Below are 23,989 nucleotides of genomic sequence, written 5' to 3' on the forward strand. Positions count from 1 at the left end.
TTAATCCATTAACATCAAAATCAATCAACATGAGCGAAAATCACCACGAAAACTACGAGAATATGACCGACCGGCAGAAGAACCGCACCATCTGGAGCGTGATCACCGCCTCATCACTCGGAACTCTGATAGAATGGTATGACTTTTATATTTTTGGAAGTTTAGCTATCGTTTTAGCGACCAAATTCTTCCCAGCCGACAATCCTACCGCAGCATTTTTATCTACGCTGGCGACTTTTGCAGCCGGATTTGTAGTACGTCCTTTCGGAGCTTTGTTCTTCGGGAGATTAGGCGACATTATCGGAAGAAAATATACATTCCTTGTCACCTTGCTGATCATGGGATTCTCCACTTTCCTGATCGGGTGTATTCCCGGATACGAAACAATTGGATTCCTGGCACCGGTTTTAGTTTTAATTTTAAGGCTTTTACAGGGTTTGGCATTGGGAGGAGAATACGGAGGTGCTGCTACCTATGTTGCAGAATATGCACAGCCACACAGAAGAGGCTACTGGACTTCGTGGATTCAGACTACAGCCACTGCAGGACTTTTTATTTCATTAATTGTCATCTTAATTACTAAAAACTCGCTATCTGCAGCAGAATTTGATTCCTGGGGATGGAGAGTTCCGTTCTGGATTTCAATTTTAATGGTGGGAGTATCTTATTTCATCAGAAAAAACATGAAAGAATCTCCGCTTTTCGCAAAGGCTAAAAGTGAAGGAAAAACATCTAAAAACCCGTTGAAAGAAAGTTTCGGGAATAAATTCAATTTCAAATTTGTTTTACTGGCACTGTTCGGTGCTGCGATGGGACAGGGTGTTATCTGGTATACCGGACAGTTCTATGCGATGAGTTTCCTACAAAAAGTGATGAATATAGACTCGATGCAGGTCGATTACATGATGGCTACAGCATTGTTAATGGGAACACCGTTCTTCGTGTTCTTCGGCTGGCTTTCGGATAAAATCGGACGAAAAGCGATTATGATGGCAGGTATGCTGGTGGCGATTTTAGCCTACAGGCCTATTTACGACAGCATGTATAAAAGCGTAAATATCGAAGCTAAAACCGTTGCCAGCAATGGAATCAAAGAGACAAGAAGTGCTGCAATCCATAAAGATATTGCATCGGACAGTCTAATTACATTTCACAAAGAAACTACGTTTACAGACGGAACTTTCATTAAAAAAGACAGCATTGTACACTGGTCTGCAGCCGGTCCTGTCATGAAAGACGGAAAAGCGGAAGAGCCGAAGATTACCAAATCGATTACACTAAGCAATGATACAAGATGGTATCTGGTATTCCTGGTTTTCATTCAGGTGATTTTTGTTACAATGGTTTACGGTCCGATCGCAGCATTCCTTGTTGAAATGTTCCCGGTAAGAATCCGCTATACCTCGATGTCTCTACCGTATCACATTGGTAATGGAGTATTCGGAGGGCTTCTTCCGGCTGTGGCAACCTACCTGGTCACCCAGGGAAAGGATGCAGGGCATGCAACATGGTACCTGGAAGGACTTTGGTACCCGATTGGAGTTGCTGCAGTCTGTTTAGTCATCGGATTGATATATCTTAAAAATAAGAACAACAATATCCACAATTAATAGAGATAATCATTCAGAAATTTATTAATTTTAAATCTACTAAAATGAACGGATTAAAAAAAATATTAGGCATTGTATGGATTCTGGTTGCACTGGTTGTTGCGTACTTCGGAATTACCGTGATGGGAATCCCTAAAATAACTTCAGGAAAACAGGAAGATCTTGTTTTCGGTATCATTATACTTTTTATACTGGTGCCGATTGTTTCCGGTGGAATGGCTATTTTCGGGTACTATTCGCTGATAGGAGAATATTCAGACGATAAAATTTAATTTATAAACGATTAATGATAATTGATGAGTACCCGCACTCATCAATTATCTTTTATCAATCATCATGTATGAAGAAAAGACACGAACAAAAACTGATTATCCTGAGCATCGGACTGATGATGGCTTTCAGCATTCCTATTTCACTGCTTTTCAACAGTGAAAAAGATGTTCTTGGCTACCCGATGATTCTGATCTATCTGTTCGCGGTCTGGATGATCTCCATCATTATCTCTTTTGTAATCGTAAAAAAATATGATGAGTAGCCTGGCGTTATTTGCTGTTGTTTTACTCTATCTCGCCCTTTTGTTCTTAGTTGCCCATCTGGCAGAGAAGAAGAGAAGTAAACGGTGGGTGAACAATCCTTACATTTACGCATTGTCTCTGGCAGTCTACTGCACAGCGTGGACGTATTACGGAAGTATCGGCGTTGCAGCTACAAGCGGACTGAATTATTTACCCATCTACATTGGTCCTATTATGATTATCCCTGCATGGATCTACATCAATACAAGGATTGTAAGAATTTCCAGAGTCAACAAAATCAGCAGCCTTGCCGATTTTATTTCTTTACGATATGGAAACAGCAGAAGCTTCAGTGCAATCATCACAGTTGTCTGCCTGTTAGCCATTGTTCCTTATATTGGGCTTCAGATCAAAGCTATTTCCGAAACTTTTCACCTGGTTACTGAGACTTCAATATCCAATAATATACTGACCGACAATGCAACGTTTGTGGTTGTTTTAATTGCCCTGTTCTCTTCCTATTATGGAACCAGATATGTAGACGCATCAGAAAAACGTTTGGGTATTATTTCCGCCATTGCCCTGGAAAGCTTTTTAAAGCTTTTCTTTATCATCATTTTGGGCATATTTGTCATTTATTTTGTATTTGACGGTTTTTCAGACATCTATGACAAGGCAAGCAAGTTTGAAGATTTTAAAGAAAAAAACACATTTAAGGGAATTGAAGATGCTATGAACTGGATGGTTCTGTGTATGATTTCTGCTACGGCCATCTGCATTCTTCCAAGACAATTTCATACTGCAATTATTGAGAACAGACAGGAGAAGCATATCAAGACTGCAATCTGGTTCTTTCCTCTTTACTTATTGATCTTCACGATCTTCATTTTCCCGATCGCCTGGGGCGGAAGATTAATTTTTGACGGAGAGAAGGTAAATCCGGAGTTCTATTCTATTCTGATTCCACAACATTTTGACAATACTTTAATCACAGTTTTTGTATTTCTAGGCGGATTGAGCTCATGTATTTCCATGATCATCATTTCAGCTATTACCTTATCCATCATGCTTTCCAATAACCTCATCATCCCTTACGGTTTGTTGGGGAAATTCAAATCTGACAATGAGGTTCAGAATACAAGAAACATTACAAACATTAGAAAATTCAGCATCTTTGCCCTGATCATCATGGCCTTTGTTTTCTATAAATATTTTATCCTGAAAACATCTTTGGATTCTGTAGGGCTTATCTCATTTGTTGTAATCGCACAGCTGGCTCCTTCATTTTTCGGTGCGATATTCTGGAGAAGAGGAAGTTATAAAGGTGCCGTAGCGGGACTTCTTGCAGGATTAGCAATCTGCTACTTCGGACTGATCATTCCGCAGTATTATTTCTCGTACAACCAGGAATTCAAAGGGATTATCCGTGAAATGTATGATGTTTTTACATTTTTTAATATTCCTTTTCTAAGCAGAATCTCACAGATTTTTTTCTGGTCCGTTTTTGTTAACACAGCTTTGTTTACCATCATTTCCGTAAGTGTTAAAGGCAACTACCGGGAAAGAAATTTTGCAGAATTATATGTGGATATCGATAAGCATATTTTAAATCATGAAAATGCTTTTGTCTGGCGCGGAACTGCTTATGTTTCAGATATCAGAAATATTCTGGAAAGATTTCTGGGCAAAAATAAAACGGAACAGGCTTTAAGGATCTTTAATTTGAAATACAACATCGATTCCAACACTGAAACAGCAGATTCAAGATTTATCAAATTCTCTGAGAACCTTCTGGCAGGAAGAATCGGGACCGCATCCGCAAAAATTCTGATCGAAGGTGTAACGAAAGAAGATAAAATATCTTTAAGAGAAGTTTTAAACATTTTAGAGGAATCCAAAGAAAATATTATCCTTAACAAAAAACTCACCGAACAGTCGGAAGAATTACAGAAGCTTTCCAATGACCTGAGAAAGGCCAACGAAAACCTAATTGTTAAAGACCGTCAGAAAGACGATTTCCTGGATTCTGTAGCCCATGAATTACGAACCCCGATCACCGCCATCCGTTCAGCAGGCGAAATTTTAGCGGACGATGATGATATTCCAACGGACATTAAGCAGGAATTTTTAAACAATATCATCACGGAATCCGACAGGCTGAGTGAAATCATCAACGATATTCTTTACCTTGATAAACTGGAACATGGCGAAATTGCTTTGAACATTAAAGAAGACAATATTCTTGAAACCTACAAAAAAGCTTTAAACCCTCTACTCCATCTGATACAGCAGAAAAACATTCATTTAAGTGAAGTGAATCTTCTGAATCAAACCGTATTTGAATATGATGAAGCGAGAATGATTCAGCTTTTCCAGAATATCCTCGGAAACGCTTTAAAATTTACTGATGACCAGGGAACAATACAGACCAAACTGGCTGAAAAAGAAGATCACCTGATCATTACCATTTTCAATACCGGACAGCATATTCCCGAAGAGGATCTGGAAATGATTTTCGATAAATTTTATCAGTCAAAAAACCAGAATATCTTAAAACCAACAGGAAGCGGACTCGGACTGGCTATTTCAAAGAAAATTGTACAGGCACACAGCGGAACCATAAAAGCAGAAAACAGCGGTCTGGGCGTAACTTTTACGATAAGCATTCCTTACAGCATAACAAAAAATGAAGTTGAACAAAACCAATAACCATCTATGAGAAAGATCATTATTGCCGATGACGAACATAAAATATTAATGTCACTTGAATACAGCTTTAAGAAAAACGGCTACGACGTTTACATCGCAAGAGACGGAACAGAAGTTCTGGAGTTCCTGAAAACAATGGTTCCGGACGTTATTCTTCTGGATATCATGATGCCCAACCTGGACGGATACAGCACCCTGGAAGCCATCAAAGAAGATGAAAGAATGAAAGACACAAAAGTCATTTTTCTGAGCGCAAAAAATAATCCTAAAGATATTGAAAAAGGACTGAAAATGGGCGCTGATGCTTATGTCACGAAGCCCTATTCCATTAAAAAACTGCAGCAACAGATTGAGGAGATGTTTGAGTAGACAGATTCAAGAACCAAGATAATACATCGTCATTGTGAATAAAGCGACGCAATTTCTTAATAATCTTAATCCTTAAATGAACCTTAATGGTTTCAATTTTAACTATTAAAGGTTTTATTAAGTTTTTAAGAAGAGCTTAAGCCTCAACTTTAGAGATTGCTTCGTCGCTTCACTCTTCACAATGAAAAAAAACATAAAACACAAAATTAATATGGACGCAGATAACTTGTTTAAGCAAAGCATAGAAGACAAGGAAAATTTCTGGAAGGAACAGGCTAGAGAAATACAGTGGTTTAAGTTTCCGGAACAGATTCTTTCCAATGGTAAAAATGATTATCCGCAGTGGTATTGTGACGGAAAGCTCAATATGTGCTATCTGTGCATTGATAAACACATCGAAGACGGTTTTGGAAATCAGACCGCCATTATTTATGATTCTCCGGTTACAGATCAGAAAATCACCTACACTTTTGATGAGGCCAAAGAAGAAATATCAAAATTCGCAGGAGGTCTCGTTTCATTAGGTTTAAAAAAAGGGGATACAGCCGTTATTTACATGCCGATGATCCCGCAGACTCTGTTTGCAATGTTGGCCTGTGCAAGAATCGGGGTGATTCACAATGTGGTTTTCGGAGGTTTTGCACCGAACGAATTGGTGGTAAGAATTGATGACTGTAAGCCAAAAGCCCTGATCACCGCTACTGCCGGTGTAGAAATAGCGAGAAGAATTCCCTATTTGCCACTTGTCGAAAAAGCCATTGAACTGGCGCAGGACAAAGTAGACAACATTATTGTTTACAACAGAAAACTGGTGGATAACCAGCATGAAATGTTCGACGGACTGATTGATTATGAAGAATTAGTTCAAAAATCAGAGCCTGTAGATTGTGTTTCCGTGGAATCAACCCATCCCCTATACCTGCTTTATACTTCAGGAACCACAGGAAAACCCAAAGGAATTGCACGCGACACCGGAGGTTATGCAACCGCATTGAAATTCTCCATGAAATATATTTACGGTGTTGAACCCGGAGAAACTTACTGGGCAGCATCTGATTTCGGGTGGGCAGTCGGACATAGCTTTAGCGTGTACGGTCCTCTTATCAACCGGAATACGACCATCATCTTCGAAGGAAAACCCATTATGACTCCTGATGCAGGTACGTTCTGGAGAATTATTTCAGAATATAAAGTTTCTGCAATGTTTACTGCCCCTACAGCCATCCGGGCTATTAAAAAAGAAGATCCGGATGGAGAACTGGTAAAAAAATACGACCTGTCCCATTTCAAAAAGCAGTTTTTAGCTGGCGAACGATGCGATGTGGCCACTTTAGACTGGTTTGCAGAGCATATAGGAATTCCTGCTATTGACCATTGGTGGCAGACAGAATCCGGATGGCCAATGCTGGGCCTAATGACATTCGACGATAATTATCAGATTAAAAGAGCATCTGCCGGAAAGCCGATTCCGGGATACGACATTAAGATATTTGATGAGAACGGATATGAGCTTGATGCCCATCAGGAAGGTTATTTAATTATCAAACTTCCGCTTCCTCCCGGAGCGCTTTTAGGCATCTGGAATGACGATGAGCGCTTTCAGAACAGTTATCTTTCGCAGTACAAAGGGTATTATTTCTCGGGAGACGGTGCTATTCAGGATGAGGACGGCTATATTTTCATTACCGGAAGAGTGGACGACGTCATTAATGTAGCCGGACACAGGCTTTCCACCTCAGAAATGGAAGAAATTGTCTCTTCCCATCCCGATGTGGCAGAATGTGCTGTTGTAGGAATAGATGATGAACTCAAAGGGCAGGTTCCTTTTGCTACGGTTGTTTTAAAAAACGGAACAATAATCTCTGAGGAAGAAATAGAAAAAGATATCATCAGAATGATTCGCGAAAAGATTGGTGCTGTGGCTTTTTTAAAGAATGCAATGGTTGTTAAACGTTTACCCAAAACCCGCTCAGGAAAGATTCTAAGAAAACTGATCAGAACCTTGCTGGATGGAAAAGATTTCCAGGTTCCATCCACGATAGATGATGAAAAAATCATTGAAGAAATTCAGGAAAAAATCAATGACTATAGGGCTTAAGCCATAAATTAAACATATATTTAATATTAATAAAATTCAAATTTCAAAAAACAAAGGGATATGAGAAATTACTTAATTGAAGATTTGCCACATTATTTTGAAGAGTATAAAAAGTCTATCAAAAATCCTAAAAAATTCTGGGATAAGATTGCAGACCAAAATTTCGTGTGGTACCAGAGATGGAGCAAGGTGGTTAAGTATGATATGAATGAAGCCAAAATCACATGGTTTAAGAATGCCAAATTAAATATCACTAAAAACTGCATAGACAGGCATCTTGCCGTAAGAGGTGAAAAAACAGCAATTATCTGGGAACCCAACGACCCTAAAGAAGAAGCTCAGCATATTTCCTATAATGAACTGTATCAACGGGTTAATAAAACCGCCAATGTTCTGCGTGAAATGGGAATTGAAAAAGGCGACAGAGTCTGCATTTACCTTCCCATGATCCCCGAGCTGGCCGTTACCATGCTTGCCTGCGCCAAACTGGGAGCAGTACATTCTGTTATCTTTGCAGGATTCTCAGCTTCCGCCGTGGCTTCAAGGGTTAATGACTGTAATGCCAAAATGATTATTACTTCTGATGGCAGCTACAGGGGAAACAAAGTTCTTGATCTGAAAAGCATTGTAGACGAAGCATTGGAAAAAACACCAAGCGTAGAATCCGTTCTGGTTGTGAAAAGAACACACAACGAAATTAAAATGAAAGAAGGCAGAGACCACTGGATGGCGGATCTGTATGAAAAAGCCTCCGCAGATTTCGTGACCGTTATCATGGATGCCGAAGATCCCCTTTTCATCCTGTATACCTCAGGTTCTACCGGAAAACCGAAAGGAATGCTTCACACTTCTGCAGGATACATGGTATACACCGCCTACACTTTTAAAAATGTTTTTAATTATAAAGAGAATGATATCTATTGGTGTACAGCAGATATCGGATGGATCACAGGACATTCCTATATTCTCTACGGACCGCTTCTTAACGGTGCGACCACTGTGATTTTCGAAGGGGTACCTACTTATCCTGAACCGGACCGTTTCTGGGAAGTGATTGAAAAACATAAAATCACCCAGTTCTATACCGCTCCTACCGCCATCCGTTCATTGGCCAAAGAAAGCACGGAATGGGTAGATAAACATGACCTGAGCTCATTGAAGGTGATCGGTTCCGTAGGTGAGCCTATCAATGATGAAGCCTGGCATTGGTTCAATGATCATGTCGGAAATAAAAAATGTCCTATTGTAGATACATGGTGGCAGACGGAAACAGGAGGAATCATGATCTCCCCACTTCCTTTCGTTACCCCAACCAAACCCACTTATGCCACACTTCCTTTACCAGGAATCCAGCCTGTTCTGATGGATGATAAGCGTAACGAAATTACAGGAAACCAGGTAACAGGAAACCTATGCATCCGCTTTCCATGGCCGGGAATTGCAAGAACGATCTGGGGGGACCATCAGCGGTATAAGGAAACTTATTTCAGTGCCTTTCCGGGAAAATACTTCACAGGCGACGGTGCACTGAGGGATGAAGTAGGATATTACAGAATTACAGGCCGTGTAGACGACGTGATTATTGTTTCCGGGCACAATCTGGGAACAGCACCTATCGAAGACAGCATCAATGAACATCCAGCTGTTGCAGAATCTGCTATTGTTGGTTATCCTCATGACATCAAAGGAAATGCTTTATATGGCTTTGTGATCTTAAAAGAAACCGGAGAAGGCCGTGACAAGGAAAATCTCAAAAAGGAGATTAATCAGCTGATATCAGACCAGATAGGACCTATTGCCAAACTTGATAAGATACAGTTTGTTTCAGGGCTTCCGAAAACACGTTCCGGAAAAATTATGCGTAGGATCCTGAGAAAAATTGCAGAAGGAGATTTCAGTAATTTCGGAGATATTTCTACACTGCTAAATCCTGAAATTGTGGAGGAAATTAAAAATGAAAGGATATAAAAGGATATAATAAGATTAATGATATTCAATGGACGGGCTTCGGCCCGTTTTTTTATTTTTTTATTTCCCGCAGATTTTTACAGATGAAAAAAATCAATAGAACCTGTAAAACACCCATTCAGAAATAGGCTGAGCCGATTCTTTCGGCTCATCTTGCTCGTTTTCATAGCATCATTAAAATCAAACAGGTGTTCAATAGACATTTTCAAACATTTTAACATTACATTATAGATAAAACAATAAATTGTAAATTTTAATGAATTAATAATAACAATATTGAAAAATATTTATTATCTTTAGGTACAATTTAAAAACTATTGCTTATGTCAAATATATTAGCTGGATTATTTGCACATCACAGCGATTACAAAAAGCTTGAAGCCGATCTGGAAAATTCAGGATTTGAAAGTTCAGATTACATAGTATATCTTCATAGCGGCTCTGATACCTCTCAGTATCTTGCGAGTGTTGCGGTAAAAGATAATAACCAAACTGATGGCGCGAGAAATATTTTCAACCAAAATTCAGTACTGAAGACCTATTTATTCGAGAATATGGGTATTGGAGAGGCACATTACGATCAAATTAAACGATTTATTGATGCCAGAAACAGAGCCGACATCCATAACAGCCCTGATGTGAAAATAAAGGCATCAAGCAGCGGCATGGATTCAGAAGTTAAATTCTGACAGAAAACACAAAATCTAATAACCGGAAATCCGCAGAACGCTCTGCGGATTTTTTATGGTGGAAAAGTTTAAAAAATTTCGTATTTTCGTTTAATTATAGGCATTAGCACAAATGAGTTACGATTTAGAACAGGAAAACAAAGAGATCCTTGCCCGGTATAAGGATTTGATTTCGAATACATACAGGACTCTGGACGAGGAAAATAACAAGCTCATCCGGAAGGCATTTGATATTGCATTGGATGCCCATAAAGATCAAAGGAGAAAATCCGGCGAACCCTACATCTACCACCCTATTGCTGTTGCTAAAATTGTAGCAACAGAGATTGGTCTTGGAGCCACATCTATCGCCTGTGCCCTGCTGCATGACGTTATAGAAGATTCCGATTATACCTATGAAGATCTTAAAAAGATTTTTGGAGAAAAGATCGCCAATATTGTGAACGGGCTCACAAAGATCTCCATTATGAATCACCAGAACATTTCCGTACAGTCTGAAAATTACAGAAAACTGTTATTGACACTGTCTGAAGATTTCAGAGTTATTCTCATCAAGATTGCTGACCGTCTTCACAATATGCGGACACTGGAAAGCATGGCTCCGGACAAACAGAAAAAGATTGCTTCGGAAACAGTTTATATCTATGCACCTATGGCACACCGTCTGGGGCTGTATAATATCAAATCGGAGCTGGAAGATCTTTCCCTGAAATACAACAATCCTGAGGTTTATAATGAGATCACAGAAAAACTGGAACTGGCGAAAGAAAGCCGTGAAAGATATATTGAGGAATTCAAGAAAGAAGCTTCGGAAAGATTAAAAGAAGAAGGTTTAAATTTCACCATCAAAGGCCGTGCGAAAGCTATTTCCTCTATTTACAGAAAAATGCTGAAGCAGGGAGTTTCTTTTGAAGAGGTATTCGATAACTATGCGATCAGGATTATTTATAAATCGGATGCAAAGAACGAAAAGTTCCTGGCCTGGAAGATCTACTCTATCGTAACGGATGTTTACCACAGTAATCCTTCAAGAATGAGGGACTGGATCACTCAGCCACGTTCTACAGGGTACGAAAGTCTCCATTTGACTGTACTGGGACCGGACAGGAAGTGGATAGAAGTACAGATCCGCTCGGAAAGGATGGACGAGATCGCCGAAAAAGGAGTGGCAGCCCACTACAAATACAAAGAAGGCTACAAACAGAGTTCTGATGACCGGAATTTTGAAAGATGGGTTACCGAAATCCGTGATATTCTTGAGCAGCAGCAAAACCTTTCCACGTCCGAACTTTTAGATAATATTAAACTCAATTTATATTCTAAGGAAGTATTTGTTTTTACTCCAAAAGGGGAAATCAAGATCCTTCCAACAAATGCTACCGCTCTGGATTTTGCTTTTGCCGTTCACTCCGACCTTGGAATGAAATGTCTTGGAGCAAAAATCAACGGAAAACTGGTTCCTATTTCTTATGTTCTTCAGAATGGTGACCAGATAGATATTTTATCTTCACAAAATCAGAAGCCTAAATCGGACTGGCTGGAATTTGTAGTGACATCCAAAGCCAAGTCCAAGATCAAAAGCTACCTGAATTCCCAGAAGAACCAGCTGGTGGAAGATGGAAAAGAAATTCTTCAAAGGAAACTTCGCCATGCAAAGATTAATTTTAATGATGAAGAAGTGAACAAACTTCAGAAGTTTTTCAATCTGAAGTCTTCTCAGGAACTGTTCCTTAAATTTCAAAGCAATGAACTGGATGTCAGCAGTCTGAGAAAATATATCGAAAGTAAAAATGTATTTAATAATTTACTTTCAAGGTTCAGAAAATCCCCGACGAAAAACGTACATTTTGAGGAACCGAAAGAACAGAACCTTGATATGATTGTTTTCGGGAAAGACGAAGAGAAACTGAACTACAGCTATGCCAAATGCTGTACGGTAATTCCCGGTGATAAAATTTTTGGGTTTATTACCATTTCAGATGGTATCAAGGTCCACAGTGACAATTGTCCCAACGCAATCAATCTGAGAGCACAATACGATTACCGTGTCATCCCGGCCAAATGGGTGAATGCGGAAAGCTTTAAGAACAGAGTTAAGATCGAAATCGAAGGTCTCGACAGAATGGGAATGATTAATGATATTACAACCGTGATCAGCGGAAGTATGGGAATGGATATGAAAAGTATGTCCATAGAATCTAACAATGGTGTTTTTATGGGCAATATCAATCTTGAAGTTAAAAACAAAGGCCAACTGGAAGAAACATTTAAAAAACTCAAAAGCATTGATGGAGTTTCAAGAGTGAGACGATTACAATCATAGACATGAATTTATCTTTATATTTTAAAAAATTTTTCAGCAGCAATCAGTCATCGGGAATTATACTTATTTTCTGTGTGCTTGTCTCATTATTAATTGCCAATTCGTCCGCAGGAGAAGGTTTCCAGAACTTTCTGGACAAAGAAGTGGGAACTCAGCTTTTTCATCTTACCTATCCTGTGAGCATATGGATTAATGACGGGCTTATGGCCGTTTTCTTTTTACTTGTAGGCCTCGAGATTAAACGGGAAATGGTGGAAGGTGAACTGTCTTCTTTCAAAAATGCCTCCCTTCCTATATTTGCAGCCGTAGGAGGAATGCTGGTTCCTGCAGCAATCTATACCTTCTTCAATTCCGGAACAGAATATAGCAGCGGCTGGGGAATTCCTATGGCTACGGATATCGCGTTTTCTCTTGCGATCATCTCAATGCTGGGAAAAAAGATTCCCAACTCTATTAAAATATTTCTTGCAGCGCTGGCAATTGTAGATGATCTCGGCGCCATCCTGGTGATCGCTATTTTTTATACTGAACAAATTCACTGGGCCTATCTCCTACTTTCGTTTGGAACGGCAGCACTGCTGTTTCTCTTAAATTTCCTGAAAGTTACCCGTCTTATTTTTTATATTATTCCAGGGTTATTTTTGTGGTATTTCCTACATCATTCCGGGATTCATGCAACAATAGCCGGAGTTCTGCTGGCATTTTCCATTCCTACGAATGTATCTGATGTAGAAACCTCTCCTCTTGAAAAACTTGAGCACAAGCTTCATTTTCCCGTAAGTTTTCTGATCATGCCAATATTTGCTTTAACGAATACCAATATTACTTTTACCAGTGAAATGGTGGCGGGTGTGACAAGTACATTGGGTCTGGGAATTATCTGTGGACTGATATTGGGAAAACTGATCGGGATCAACGTGTTTTCTTTTATCGCCATTAAATTAAAGCTCAGCACACTGCCTCAAAACAGCACATGGCTACAAATGGTCGGTGTTGGATTACTGGCGGGAATAGGCTTCACCATGTCGATTTTCATTGCACTTCTTTCCTTTAAAGATAGTATTCCAATTCAGGATGAAGCTAAATTTGCCATCCTGATCGCTTCTTTCTTTGCAGCAGTTTTAGGGTTTGTCATATTAAGTATGAGTTCTAAAAAAGATATGAACGCTGTGGAAAATTAATCTTTTCCCTCTTCCAGCTTTCTTTTGTGCTCTTCATCGCTTTCCAGATTAGGCTCTGTCACCTGTGCATGATAGTGAGCTGCTTCTCTTTTGATCTCATCAGACAGCAGCTTTTCGATTCTGAGTTTTCTGAGGGCCATATTAAGCTCGTTTCCGAACAGCAGAAGATACACATTCACATTCACCCAAACCATCAGCAGGATCATACTTCCGATAGATCCATAAAGGACGTTATATCTGGCAATATCTTTCACATAGATCGCGAAGATAAAAGTAGTAAGAACAAACAGGACCGTCGTTAAAATAGCTCCCGGTACAGCCTGTCTGAACCTGGCAATTTTCACCGTTCCCAGCCAATAAAAAAGCGTTAAAAGGATGAAGTAAAACAGCGGAAAAGATACAAACCCAATGATCTTAGAAAGGTTTTTGACCAACCATGAAATATCGTAAGCCGGAGTGAAAGGTTTTATGACAACTTCCGCATAATACACTCCAAAAAGTGCAAAAAATACAATGGTAATAAAGCCAATCGTTATAAAAAATGAAAGAATAAATTCTTTAACATCACTAAGCTTTTCATCTGAATTTTCATTAAACCCATTGATAAGAGAAAAAGTCCCATTCGTAGCAAAAATCAAAGCCAGCACAATAGTGAGATTACTGATTCCTTTCATATTAGGAATAATATTAGTCTCAATATACCCACGTATATCCCCTTGCATACTAGAAGGAAAAACGTTGTGCATCAGAACTTCAAAAATATAAAACTGCAGCTTGTCATAATGCGGCATGTACGGCAAAACGGAAAGCAGGAAGAGCAGAAAAGGAAATAAACTGATGGTGAAGCTCCAGGAAATGGCTGCCGCCTTTCTTCCGATATTGCCTTTGAAAATTCCGGAAATATAGATCTGGAACATCTGCCAGAGCGATATGCCCAAAACAGGAATATGTATACCGTCAAAAAACTCTTGAATCTTCAAGATAAATCTAGGAACTTTTATACTCATCTATTTGGTGTATTTTACTTAATAAAATCCTCCTGTTTATCTCTTGAGAAGGAGAAGATCTGCTGTTTTTAATAAGTCTTTATACAAATATAAACATTTTCCTTTTTCTTATTTCAATACCACAGGAACGAATAAATAACAATTTTTTAATGGTTCAATGGATCCGTTTATGTAGATAAACAGAAATGATGGGCAAGAAAAGAATTTAAAAATTAAATAGCCAAAACATTGAAAATACTGGAAATCATTGGTCTTTCTATTTTTAACATTTTCAGCCTGGCTTTACTGGCTTCAGCTGTTTTCCGCCATAAAATGGTATCTTTGCCTTTTGAAATCCTCCATACATGAGAATCAGCTTACTTTGTATCGGCAAAACGGATGATAAGGAGATTACCTCTTTAATCAGCTACTACCTTACCCGCCTTCCCAAGCACTGGAATTTTGAAATCACCGAAATTCCTGATGTAAAAAACGCAAAAAACCTCTCACCTGAACTTTTGAAGAAGGAAGAATCCAAGCTGTTCCTCAATTACATTGACAAAAATGACCTAGTTGTACTCCTAGATGAGAAAGGCAAGCAGTTCACCAGCCGTGAATTCTCACAAAAAATTGATGCGTGGATGAATTCTTCAGTAAAGAAAGTTCATATCCTTATCGGGGGTGCATATGGTTTCTCAGAAGATGTCTACAGCCGGGCCAATGAAAAAATGTCTTTATCAAAAATGACTTTTACCCACCAGATGATCCGTTTATTTATCGTGGAACAACTCTACCGTGCCGACCAGATCCTGCAGGGAAAGCCTTACCATAATGATTAAATCTTTGTAAATTTTTACTGTCAGTTAAAACTTTATTTTTACTTAACCTGTAAACCAATCTGTCTTTTTGCCTCACCTACTACAAAAGCAACGGAATTGGCAATATTAAAGCTTCGGATTAATTTTGACATGGGAATCGTCAAATGGTTTTCAAACTGATCCAGGACTTCATTACTCAACCCCATACTTTCTTTGCCGAAAACCAGCCAGTCGCCATCCCGAAAGTTATTTTCCAGATAGGATTTTTCAGCATGTGAACTCATTAAAAAAACGCGAGACGGATCGGGAATATTCTTCATCCACTCTTCAATATTTGCATATTCAGTAACATCAAGATGCACCCAATAATCTAAACCGGATCTTTTCAGATTTTTATCATTGATTACAAATCCAAACGGATGAACCAGGTGCAGTTTACTTTCGGTCCCTACACATAGCCGTCCTATATTGCCTGTATTGTTGGGTATTTCAGGTTCTACAAGAACAATGTTTAACATCTATATTTCTTTATTTTATGGCTTATTTTATTCTTACGGGCGCGGCATTTCATGCCGCGCCCGTAAGAATGTATTTACTATAAGATTTATTTTTTCACACATTTAGCATAATAATCTGCCAAAATAGCTTTTTCATATCCTAAGCTTACTGCTTTATCCAGGTTTTCACAGGCCTCTTTTGGTTTTGCCGTTTCAAATAGGACCAATGCTTTGGTTACATAGGAATGGGAAAATTTAGGATCTATGGAAATGGCTTTATTAGCATCTGTAAGAGCTTCTTTAGACTTTTTCATTTTGAAATAAACATCTGCCCTGCCATTATACAACAGTGATTCCGGTTTTTCAGAGATCAGCTGATTGTAATCTTTTAAGGCACCGTCCAGGTCACCATTATTTTTCTTCAGATTGGCCAGCCCCGTTTTCGCAAAAATATTATCCGGTGCAAAGCTCAGGATCTGTTTGAGATCACTCAGCGCAAGATCTTTTTTTCCCTGGCTGTCATAGATTTTGGAACGGGTAAGATAAAATTCCGGATTTTCAGCATCAATCTTAAGGCCGGTAGAGATATATTCTAATGCCTTAGCCTTATTTCCTTTCTGGCTGTTCAGTGATGCAAGATTGGCATATACTGGAGCCGATAAGGGATTGGCTTTCATTGCGGATTCGTACGATTTCAAAGCTAATGCTGTTTTTCCAAGCCTTCTTTGGGCTGTTCCCAGATTATTGTAGTATTCAGACTGATATTTCTGAATCTGCTCTTTTTCCGCAAGTTTGGTATATTGCTCTTCTGCACATTTATAGTCGGCTTTTTTAAAGCATTCTTCTGCTTTAATTTTGTCCTGTGCGTAAAGTATGAATGAGGAGCATATCAATGCTGTCAGTAATAAAGATTTTTTCATGAAGGTATATTTTGTTTGTTGATGACTTTTTTGGCGAGTATTCCAAATATCACTCCCAATAAAGATCCAACAAACGCCCCCACCAAAATATCTATCGGGAAATGCACTCCTAAATATATGCGGCTGTAAGAAACTATCACAGCCCATACAAATATAGCATATGGAAACCAATTGAGCTTCTTTTTCAATAAAATGCTTAAATAAGCTGCCAGGAAGAAGGTATTGGAAGCATGGGCAGAATAAAATCCATACTGTCCGCCGCACTTCACGATCCTCATATAATGTTCTAAACTGGGATCATGGCAGGGCCGAAGCCTGGCCACTCCATATTTGAAAACACTTGCCAGCTGATCAGAAACAGTAGCTCCAAGTGCAATGAATATAAGGATAAAAACTAAGGATTTTAGCTTATAGTTCTTGTATAAAAAGTAAAGAAATATAATGTATAGCGGTACCCATATCCATGTACTGGAAATGAGCATCCAAAATTGGTCGAAAGAAGTATCGCCCAAATTATTAAGGTATAGAAAAACCTTTTTGTCTTCCTGAATGATTTCCTCCATGAATTATCTGCTTACAGGCCCTTCGTAGGTTTCATCGTCGGCAGGCTTTAGTTTCGGAGGTTCATTAGTTGCGGAAGGTTCTGTCATGATATCTTTTTCAATGTTCTTCATGGGGTTGAAGTCCTTTGCAGCGTCTTTTACCTTCTCAATTTCGCGTTTGATCTCAGAAACAGGATTATCTGTTTCCTTCATGATCTCAGTTTTAATGTCTTCCACTGCACCACGCATCTTTCTAACGCCTGCCCCAAGGTCACGCGCTATCTGAGGAAGTTTATCCGGACCGAATAAAACAACAATCGCTACCGCGATCAGAGCCATTTCTCCAATGCTTAATTCCATGCCGTAAAATTACAAAAGATTATACATTTATTTACAGGAAACTAAAATTTTAAACAAATTTTAAGATTTTATAAGATTAAAGCTATGAAGTTCAACAATTTAAGAATCAAGTACACTTCGATTAGCTGTTGATTCTTGTTGCTGGCTGTAAATTATTGTTTGCAGATAATAGTTTCGATTCCGAATCTAAATCCAGCATTTTTGACTCTTTGATTTTAGTTCAATATTTAAAGCTGTCATGCTTTGTAAAGCTACTGCTTATCCACTGCGTTATTTTCAACACTTATCTTAATTCGGGTTTAAATAATTAATCTTTTCAGACTTTGCTTTAATTACAGCTTTTTGATCAGCTTTTTATCTTTTTTCTGAAATGCATAATAAGTCATCACCACACTTATCGCCATTAAAATAAATGCCAGGAAGAACGGTGCTCCTGAAAATTCAAATGGGGCTTCGTCGTGGGTAAAGAAGTAAAAAAGGTTAGTCATCAACGGTGGCCCTATAATAGAAGTAGCGCTCATTAAACTGGTCAATGCTCCCTGGAGCTCTCCCTGCTCATTGGAAGGAACACTTTTCGTAATTACTGACTGCAATGCCGGTCCACAGATTCCACCCAGACAGTAAGGAACTAAAAACGCAAACATCATCCAGCCTTCTGTAGCAAAGGCAAACAAAAGCATCCCTAATGCATACAAAGCCAATCCGTAATAAATACTTTTTTCCTCTCCTAATCTTGGAGTTGTCCAGCGTATCAGAACACCCTGAACCAGACCTACTAAAAGTCCTACAACCCCTAATGAAATTCCAACCATCCTTTCTGTCCAGCTAAATTTGTACATGGTGAAAAAGCTCCAGTTACTCTGTACGGCATGGCCCGCAATATAAATTAAGATAAGGGCAAAAATCAATCCTGAAATTTCCGGATGTTTACCTAAAAATTTAAATGAACCAACAGGGTTCGCCCGTTTCCAGTCGAATTCTCTTCTTTTATCCTTATCTAAGCTTTCAGGAAGAACGAAATAACCGTAAAGGAAATTTAAAAGGCATAAACCTGCCGCTGCATAAAAAGGCACTCTGGCACCATAATGTCCCAGAACTCCTCCCAATACAGGTCCGATGATAAATCCAAGACCAAATGCGGCCCCGATAAGACCGAAATTCTTAGCCCTGTCTTCATCTGTAGAAATATCAGCAATATAAGCACTGGCGGTTGTTACACTGGCTCCTGTGATCCCGGCAATAATCCGGCCCAGGAAAAGCCACCAGATCGTGGGTGCAAGAGCAAGAAAAATATAATCTACTGCAAATCCAAAAAGGGAAATCAGGATAATAGGCCTTCTCCCGTATTTATCACTCAGATTTCCTACCACCGGTGAAAAGATAAACTGAGTAAATGCATAGGCAAAACCAAGCCAGCCACCATATTTTGCTGCTTCACTGATGTCGGCATGGATCAGTTCCTCAATTAATTTGGGAACAACAGGAATAATAATTCCCCATCCTGTAATGTCAATCAATAAAGTAATAAATATAAAGCCGATGGCTGCTTTTTTCCTTGAGTTTTCCATAATGCTGCAAAATTAATGAAATCTGAAATATAATGATTCTAAATTGTGGATTTAAGGGAGAGTCAAGAACCAAGAACCAAGAGTCAAGATTTTAGATGAAAGATTTCAGACATCAGATTCCAGATTTGGGCTACGCAAATATAAATTTAAACCTTGAACTTTAATATTAAATTTTTGAAATCCAGATCTTGAAACCAAGAATGCGGTAATCCGTAATTCAAAAACTTTGAACCCAAAATCCCTGATACTCTTACCCCCCATCCGCACAAAAAAGGCCATTTCTTTCGAAACGGCCTTTACTTATTTATTGTAGTTGATATTACTTTGAAGCAAGTACTTCTTTGGTACTTGTTGTCTTCCCGTGCACCTCATCTTCTTTTCCTTTCTTAAGGAAATCATAAGCAATAGCCGATGCAATAAAGATGGATGAATAGGTACCAAATCCGATACCGATCAACATGGCAAACATAAATCCTCTCAGGTTATCTCCACCAAAGATGAAGATCGCCAGGATCACAAGAATCGTTGTAAATGAAGTGTTGAATGTTCTACCTAATGTACTTGAGATAGAGTCATCAAATAATCCTGCCAATGTTAAAGCCTTCTTCTCTCTTAAATACTCTCTAATTCTATCGAAGATAATAACGGTATCATTAATTGAGTATCCTAATACGGTAAGGATTGCTGCAACAAAATCCTGGTTGATCTCCATGTTGAACGGCATAAATTTATGAAGCAATGAATACGCTCCCAAAATAATTACCGCATCATGGAACAAAGCTACAACAGCACCCAACGAGAATTGCCATTTTCTAAATCTTAACAAGATATAGATGAAAATACCCGCTAAAGCAGCTACTACAGCAAGAATACCATGAGTCTGAATATCATCTGCTACCGTAGGTCCTACTTTTTCAGAAGAGATAATTCCTGCATGCTCTTTATCCGCAGATTTGAAATCACTCAATGTAGTCTTAGCAGGCAAGCTTGCCTTTAATCCTTCGTATAATTTCTGCTCTACAGTTTGGTCAGCTTTTAAAGACTCATCTTCAATAAGGTAATCTGTTGAGATTTTCAACTGTCTGTCGTTTCCGAAAGTTTTAGCTTCAACAGAAGAGTTTTTACCATCTTCAGTTTTGAATACTTTTACCAGGTTCTGCTCAATATCTTCAGCATTAACCGCTTTATCAAATCTTACCACATAGTTTCTACCTCCTGTAAAATCAATTCCGTATTTGAAACCGTGGATGGCAATAGATGCAATACAAACTAGAGTTAAAACACCAGAAATGATATAGGCATATTTTCTTTTTCCGATAAAATCGATCCATGTATTTCTGAACAGGTTCTTCGTTGGAGGAGTCCAGACAGAAAGATGTTTTCCTTTATTCAATCTTGTGAAGATCATTACTCTTGAAAGTAATACAGAAGTAAAGAATGTCATTAATATACCAATTCCTAAAGTCAAAGCAAATCCTTTGATAGGTCCTGTTCCGAATAAGAAAAGTACGCCGGCCGTTAATAATGTCGTTAAGTGACCATCTACGATCGCACTTAGTGCGTGTTTGAAACCGTCTTTGTAAGCTTCCAGGATGCTCTTTCCTGCAAATAATTCTTCTTTGGTTCTTTCGTAGATAATTACATTCGTATCGACCGCCATCGCCATCGTAAGAACGATACCCGCGATACCAGGAAGCGTTAATGTAAAGTCACCGGAATCCATAATTCCGAAAATATAGAATAAGTTGATGATCATTGCAATTACAGCATACACCCCTGCACCACCGTAATAGAAAATGATATAAACAATAATAATTAAAAATGCGATAGCAAATGAAATAACCCCTGCGTTAATAGATTCCTGTCCTAATGAAGGTCCTACTACTGTAGCCTGAACTACTTTTGCACCAGCCGGTAATTTACCTGCTCCCAAAACATCTACCAGTTCTTTAGCTTCTTCCTGAGAGAAGTTACCAGAGATCTGGGTTCTCCCGTTTGGAATAGCGTTCACAACATTTGGCGCAGTATATACTCTGCCATCCAATGTTACCGCTACCGGCTTACCTACGTTCTTCTCAGTTAATGTTTTCCATTCTTTAGCGCCTTTGGAATCCATCTGCATGTCTACTACCACTCTGCTTAGCTCATCATAGCCAATGCTTGCCGTTTCAACAGCACCGTCTACCGGAGCTTTTTGGTTGATATTACCTCTGATTGCATACAATACTAAACTTTCAGCATCTGTAGCTTCAGGTTTGTATCCCCACATAAACTGTGTATATTTAATGTTAGCCGGACGTAATGACTGACCTACTTTGCTGTTCAAAATTTTGTTTACAGCAGCAGTATCTGAAAGTTTTACGCTTGCAACACCGTTTGATCTTAATTTGTCAAGGTTTAAAAGACTCATGAAGTTGATGTTCTTCGCAACTCCCATAGAATCACCTTTTATGCCTACCATTGTAGTCAATGTCTGGAAATATGGCGCTATTTCAGGAACCTGCTGTACTTCCCAGAACTGAAGTTTTGCAGAAGTCTGGAGCATTTTCTTCACCTTGTCGATATCTTTCATACCTGGCATTTCAACAGAAATTCTTGCCGTACCCGGTACTCTCTGAACGTTTGGCTGCACCGCACCCATTTTATCGATTCTGGTTCTGATTACTTCAAAAGCAGTACCTACAGAAAGATCAATTCTTCTTTTGATGATACTTTTTACCTGATCATCAGTCGTATTGTACTTGATCTCCGATAAATTAGTATTTCCGAAAAGTTCAGGATCAGCCAGCTTAAGGTTCGTTCCTTTCGCTTTGTTGATCGCTTCAAACTGATCGAAGAAATTATCGATGTAAGATTTTGTAGAATTCTTCTGAACTTCATCCGTCTTGTTTAAAGCCTCGATAAGAACAGGATTGGTAGAATAATTGGTTAAATCATTTACCAAATCTCTTTGGTTGATTTCCAAAAGAACGTTGATCCCTCCTTTCAAGTCAAGACCAAGTTTCATTTCCTTGTCTTTGGCTTTAGTGTAATAAAGTTTTGTGAATCCCAGGTTCAAAGTATCTTTAGAAAGTCTTGTAATTTCTTTCTGATACTTTTCCGGATTGTCTCCTGCAACAGCAGTCGCCTGCCTTTCAATTTTGCTGGCGTACCAAGTTGGTAATAGCTCATTTAAGCAAATTAACCCTAGTACAATAGCAACAATTGTAATAAGTCCTTTTCCTTGCATTTTGTTATAACTACGTTAAATTAAGTCGGCAAATATAATGATTTTATTATTATTTTATGAATTTTTTAACAACAGAAACGGTTTATTTTCAGATATATCGGGGTTTTAACTTCTATTTAAGATTTAATAATTTTTCCTCCTTATCGTAATGAAATTTTCAAATTCCGATTGGTATAAAATTTTCATTCATTTATCAATACACTAAATATCAAAATATTATGAAAAAACTATTTTTTACCCTAGGCGTTTTTTCTTCCTTAATCGTTAATTCTCAAAGCATTAATTTAGTAGAATTTGCGTCCGGGCTTACCAGTCCAGTTGAAATTACGAACGCCAATGACACCCGTCTCTTCGTCGTACAGCAGAACGGAATCATTAAGATCATTCAACCCAACGGAACAATTAACAGTGCAGATTTTATGAATATCAGCTCCAAAGTTCTTTACGGAGGGGAAAGAGGCCTTCTTGGTCTTGCCTTTCATCCTCAGTATTCAACCAACGGGTATTTCTTTGTGTATTACAACAATACCGCCGGAAATATCATTGTAGCAAGGTATTCTGTAAGCTCTGCTAACCCTGACGTTGCAGATCCAGCTTCTGAAAAGATCCTTCTGAATATTCCAAAACCGTTTGACAATCATAACGGCGGAAGTATTCATTTCGGTTCTGACGGAAATCTTTGGATCGTTACGGGAGATGGAGGAAGCGGCGGAGACCCCAACAATAATGCTCAAAACATCAATTCACTTCTGGGAAAAATGTTAAGAATCGATGTAAATGCTACAGGGCCGTATAATATTCCGCCCGGAAACCCTTTTGCAGGAAATTTAGTAACCGGAGCCGACGAAATCTGGTCATATGGACTTAGAAATGCATGGAAATTTTCATTTGACACAAATACAGGGAATGTAATCATTGCTGATGTAGGCCAGGGAGCCATTGAAGAGATCAACAGGATGCCTGCTACCCAAGCTGGAATCAATTACGGATGGCGATGTTATGAAGGCAATAATGCTTACAATACAGCAGGATGTGCCCCTATGTCCACGATGACATTTCCGGTTGCCGTTTATGATCATTCCGGAGGGAAATGCTCTATAACCGGTGGGTATATTTATAGAGGAAGCCAGTATCCTGCCCTTCAGGGAAAATACTTCTTTGCAGATTACTGTTCTGAACAGATCGGAATCATGAATCCGGATAATTCTATTGTGTGGAATTCTCCAAGTTCGGGGAACAATTTTTCTACTTTCGGGCAGAACTCTCAGAAAGAATTGTTTGTGGCAGCGGTAAACAGCGGAAAAATATTTAAAATCACAACAGGCGCGCTGGCAACAGACGAGACAGACCGCTCAAATTCTTTGTATATTCATCCCAATCCCGCTTCTGAAAAAGTGTTCATTGAAGGTCTGGAAGACCTGAACAGCACTGCAGATCTTATCAGTACAGAAGGAAAAATAGTTCTGGAAAAAGCAAAAATTGAAAACGATAGCAGCGTAGACATTACAGGAATTCCTGCCGGAGTTTATTACCTGATCATCAAATCGGGAGATGTGAAATCTTACAGCCAGAAACTTATTATTAAATGACAGAAATTTTACTTCAAT

At 38.8% G+C, this 23,989-nt stretch carries 18 protein-coding genes and 1 pseudogene; 12 read left to right on the forward strand and 7 right to left on the reverse strand.

Annotated elements, in window-relative coordinates:
- Positions 1 to 29 precede the first annotated feature (29 nt).
- The 10 genes and pseudogenes from V6R96_RS18720 (at position 30) to nhaA (ending at position 13,462) form a co-directional block, all read left to right on the forward strand.
- The gene (locus V6R96_RS18720; RefSeq protein ID WP_336379952.1) at positions 30 to 1,610 is read left to right on the forward strand and encodes an MFS transporter; all 1,581 of its coding nucleotides are present in this window, start codon (positions 30 to 32) and stop codon (positions 1,608 to 1,610) included.
- A gap of 44 nt (positions 1,611 to 1,654) precedes the next feature.
- Positions 1,655 to 1,882 (forward strand): DUF6814 family protein, encoded by a 228-nt coding sequence (locus V6R96_RS18725; RefSeq protein WP_111957580.1) that lies wholly within the window; start codon positions 1,655 to 1,657, stop codon positions 1,880 to 1,882.
- 68 nt (positions 1,883 to 1,950) lie between these two features.
- Positions 1,951 to 2,145, forward strand: coding sequence for a hypothetical protein (locus V6R96_RS18730; protein ID WP_336379951.1), 195 nt, complete (start codon positions 1,951 to 1,953; stop codon positions 2,143 to 2,145).
- Positions 2,138 to 4,834, forward strand: coding sequence for an ATP-binding protein (locus V6R96_RS18735; protein WP_336379981.1), 2,697 nt, complete (start codon positions 2,138 to 2,140; stop codon positions 4,832 to 4,834). Before V6R96_RS18730 ends, V6R96_RS18735 begins: the two co-directional genes overlap by 8 nt.
- A 6-nt stretch (positions 4,835 to 4,840) precedes the next feature.
- A complete protein-coding gene (locus tag V6R96_RS18740) occupies positions 4,841 to 5,203 on the forward strand; it encodes a response regulator transcription factor (RefSeq protein WP_111957584.1) in 363 nt (120 codons plus the stop codon).
- A 211-nt stretch (positions 5,204 to 5,414) separates the two neighbouring features.
- Positions 5,415 to 7,301 carry an AMP-binding protein gene (locus tag V6R96_RS18745; protein ID WP_336379950.1) on the forward strand — a complete coding sequence of 629 codons (1,887 nt, stop codon included), beginning with the start codon at positions 5,415 to 5,417 and terminating at the stop codon, positions 7,299 to 7,301.
- 54 nt (positions 7,302 to 7,355) lie between these two features.
- Positions 7,356 to 9,269: pseudogene (acs, locus tag V6R96_RS18750) on the forward strand (acetate--CoA ligase); the annotation flags it as partial.
- 323 nt (positions 9,270 to 9,592) lie between these two features.
- Complete coding sequence (locus V6R96_RS18755; protein WP_111957590.1) at positions 9,593 to 9,958, forward strand: hypothetical protein; 366 nt, start codon at positions 9,593 to 9,595, stop codon at positions 9,956 to 9,958.
- 112 nt (positions 9,959 to 10,070) lie between these two features.
- Positions 10,071 to 12,281 (forward strand): RelA/SpoT family protein, encoded by a 2,211-nt coding sequence (locus V6R96_RS18760; RefSeq protein ID WP_336379949.1) that lies wholly within the window; start codon positions 10,071 to 10,073, stop codon positions 12,279 to 12,281.
- Positions 12,282 to 12,283: 2 nt separating this feature from the next.
- The gene (gene nhaA / locus V6R96_RS18765; protein WP_336379948.1) at positions 12,284 to 13,462 is read left to right on the forward strand and encodes a Na+/H+ antiporter NhaA; all 1,179 of its coding nucleotides are present in this window, start codon (positions 12,284 to 12,286) and stop codon (positions 13,460 to 13,462) included.
- On the opposite strand, the gene V6R96_RS18770 is transcribed toward nhaA, so the two are convergent.
- A complete protein-coding gene (locus V6R96_RS18770; RefSeq protein WP_111957597.1) occupies positions 13,459 to 14,469 on the reverse strand; it encodes a YihY/virulence factor BrkB family protein in 1,011 nt (336 codons plus the stop codon). The genes nhaA and V6R96_RS18770 overlap by 4 nt on opposite strands.
- Before the next feature lie 344 nt (positions 14,470 to 14,813).
- On the opposite strand from V6R96_RS18770, the gene V6R96_RS18775 reads away from it, so the two are divergent.
- The gene (locus tag V6R96_RS18775) at positions 14,814 to 15,287 is read left to right on the forward strand and encodes a 23S rRNA (pseudouridine(1915)-N(3))-methyltransferase RlmH (RefSeq protein WP_111957599.1); all 474 of its coding nucleotides are present in this window, start codon (positions 14,814 to 14,816) and stop codon (positions 15,285 to 15,287) included.
- Between the two features lie 38 nt (positions 15,288 to 15,325).
- Here the strand turns inward: V6R96_RS18775 and V6R96_RS18780 are convergent, their stop codons facing one another.
- From V6R96_RS18780 to secD, 6 genes are all read right to left on the reverse strand, one after another.
- Positions 15,326 to 15,784: a tRNA (cytidine(34)-2'-O)-methyltransferase gene (locus V6R96_RS18780; RefSeq protein ID WP_336379947.1), complete on the reverse strand. Its 459-nt coding sequence runs from the start codon at positions 15,782 to 15,784 to the stop codon at positions 15,326 to 15,328.
- A gap of 86 nt (positions 15,785 to 15,870) precedes the next feature.
- Positions 15,871 to 16,683 carry a lipopolysaccharide assembly protein LapB gene (locus V6R96_RS18785; protein ID WP_223558818.1) on the reverse strand — a complete coding sequence of 271 codons (813 nt, stop codon included), beginning with the start codon at positions 16,681 to 16,683 and terminating at the stop codon, positions 15,871 to 15,873.
- Entirely contained in the window at positions 16,680 to 17,246 is a 567-nt protein-coding gene (locus V6R96_RS18790) for a phosphatase PAP2 family protein (protein ID WP_111957605.1), read from the reverse strand. The genes V6R96_RS18785 and V6R96_RS18790 overlap by 4 nt, the downstream gene beginning before the upstream one ends.
- Positions 17,247 to 17,249: 3 nt before the next feature.
- Entirely contained in the window at positions 17,250 to 17,585 is a 336-nt protein-coding gene (locus V6R96_RS18795) for a twin-arginine translocase TatA/TatE family subunit (RefSeq protein ID WP_111957607.1), read from the reverse strand.
- Positions 17,586 to 17,917: 332 nt separating this feature from the next.
- Positions 17,918 to 19,153 carry a TCR/Tet family MFS transporter gene (locus V6R96_RS18800; protein ID WP_111957609.1) on the reverse strand — a complete coding sequence of 412 codons (1,236 nt, stop codon included), beginning with the start codon at positions 19,151 to 19,153 and terminating at the stop codon, positions 17,918 to 17,920.
- Between the two features lie 319 nt (positions 19,154 to 19,472).
- Entirely contained in the window at positions 19,473 to 22,382 is a 2,910-nt protein-coding gene (gene secD / locus V6R96_RS18805; protein WP_111957611.1) for a protein translocase subunit SecD, read from the reverse strand.
- A gap of 218 nt (positions 22,383 to 22,600) precedes the next feature.
- Between secD and V6R96_RS18810 the strand changes: the two genes are divergently transcribed.
- Positions 22,601 to 23,971, forward strand: coding sequence for a PQQ-dependent sugar dehydrogenase (locus tag V6R96_RS18810; RefSeq protein WP_336379946.1), 1,371 nt, complete (start codon positions 22,601 to 22,603; stop codon positions 23,969 to 23,971).
- The last annotated feature ends 18 nt before the right edge of the window (positions 23,972 to 23,989 follow it).

The organism is Chryseobacterium sp. CCNWLW53 (assembly GCF_037083525.1).
In the GTDB taxonomy this organism is placed as follows: Bacteria; Bacteroidota; Bacteroidia; order Flavobacteriales; family Weeksellaceae; genus Chryseobacterium; species Chryseobacterium lathyri.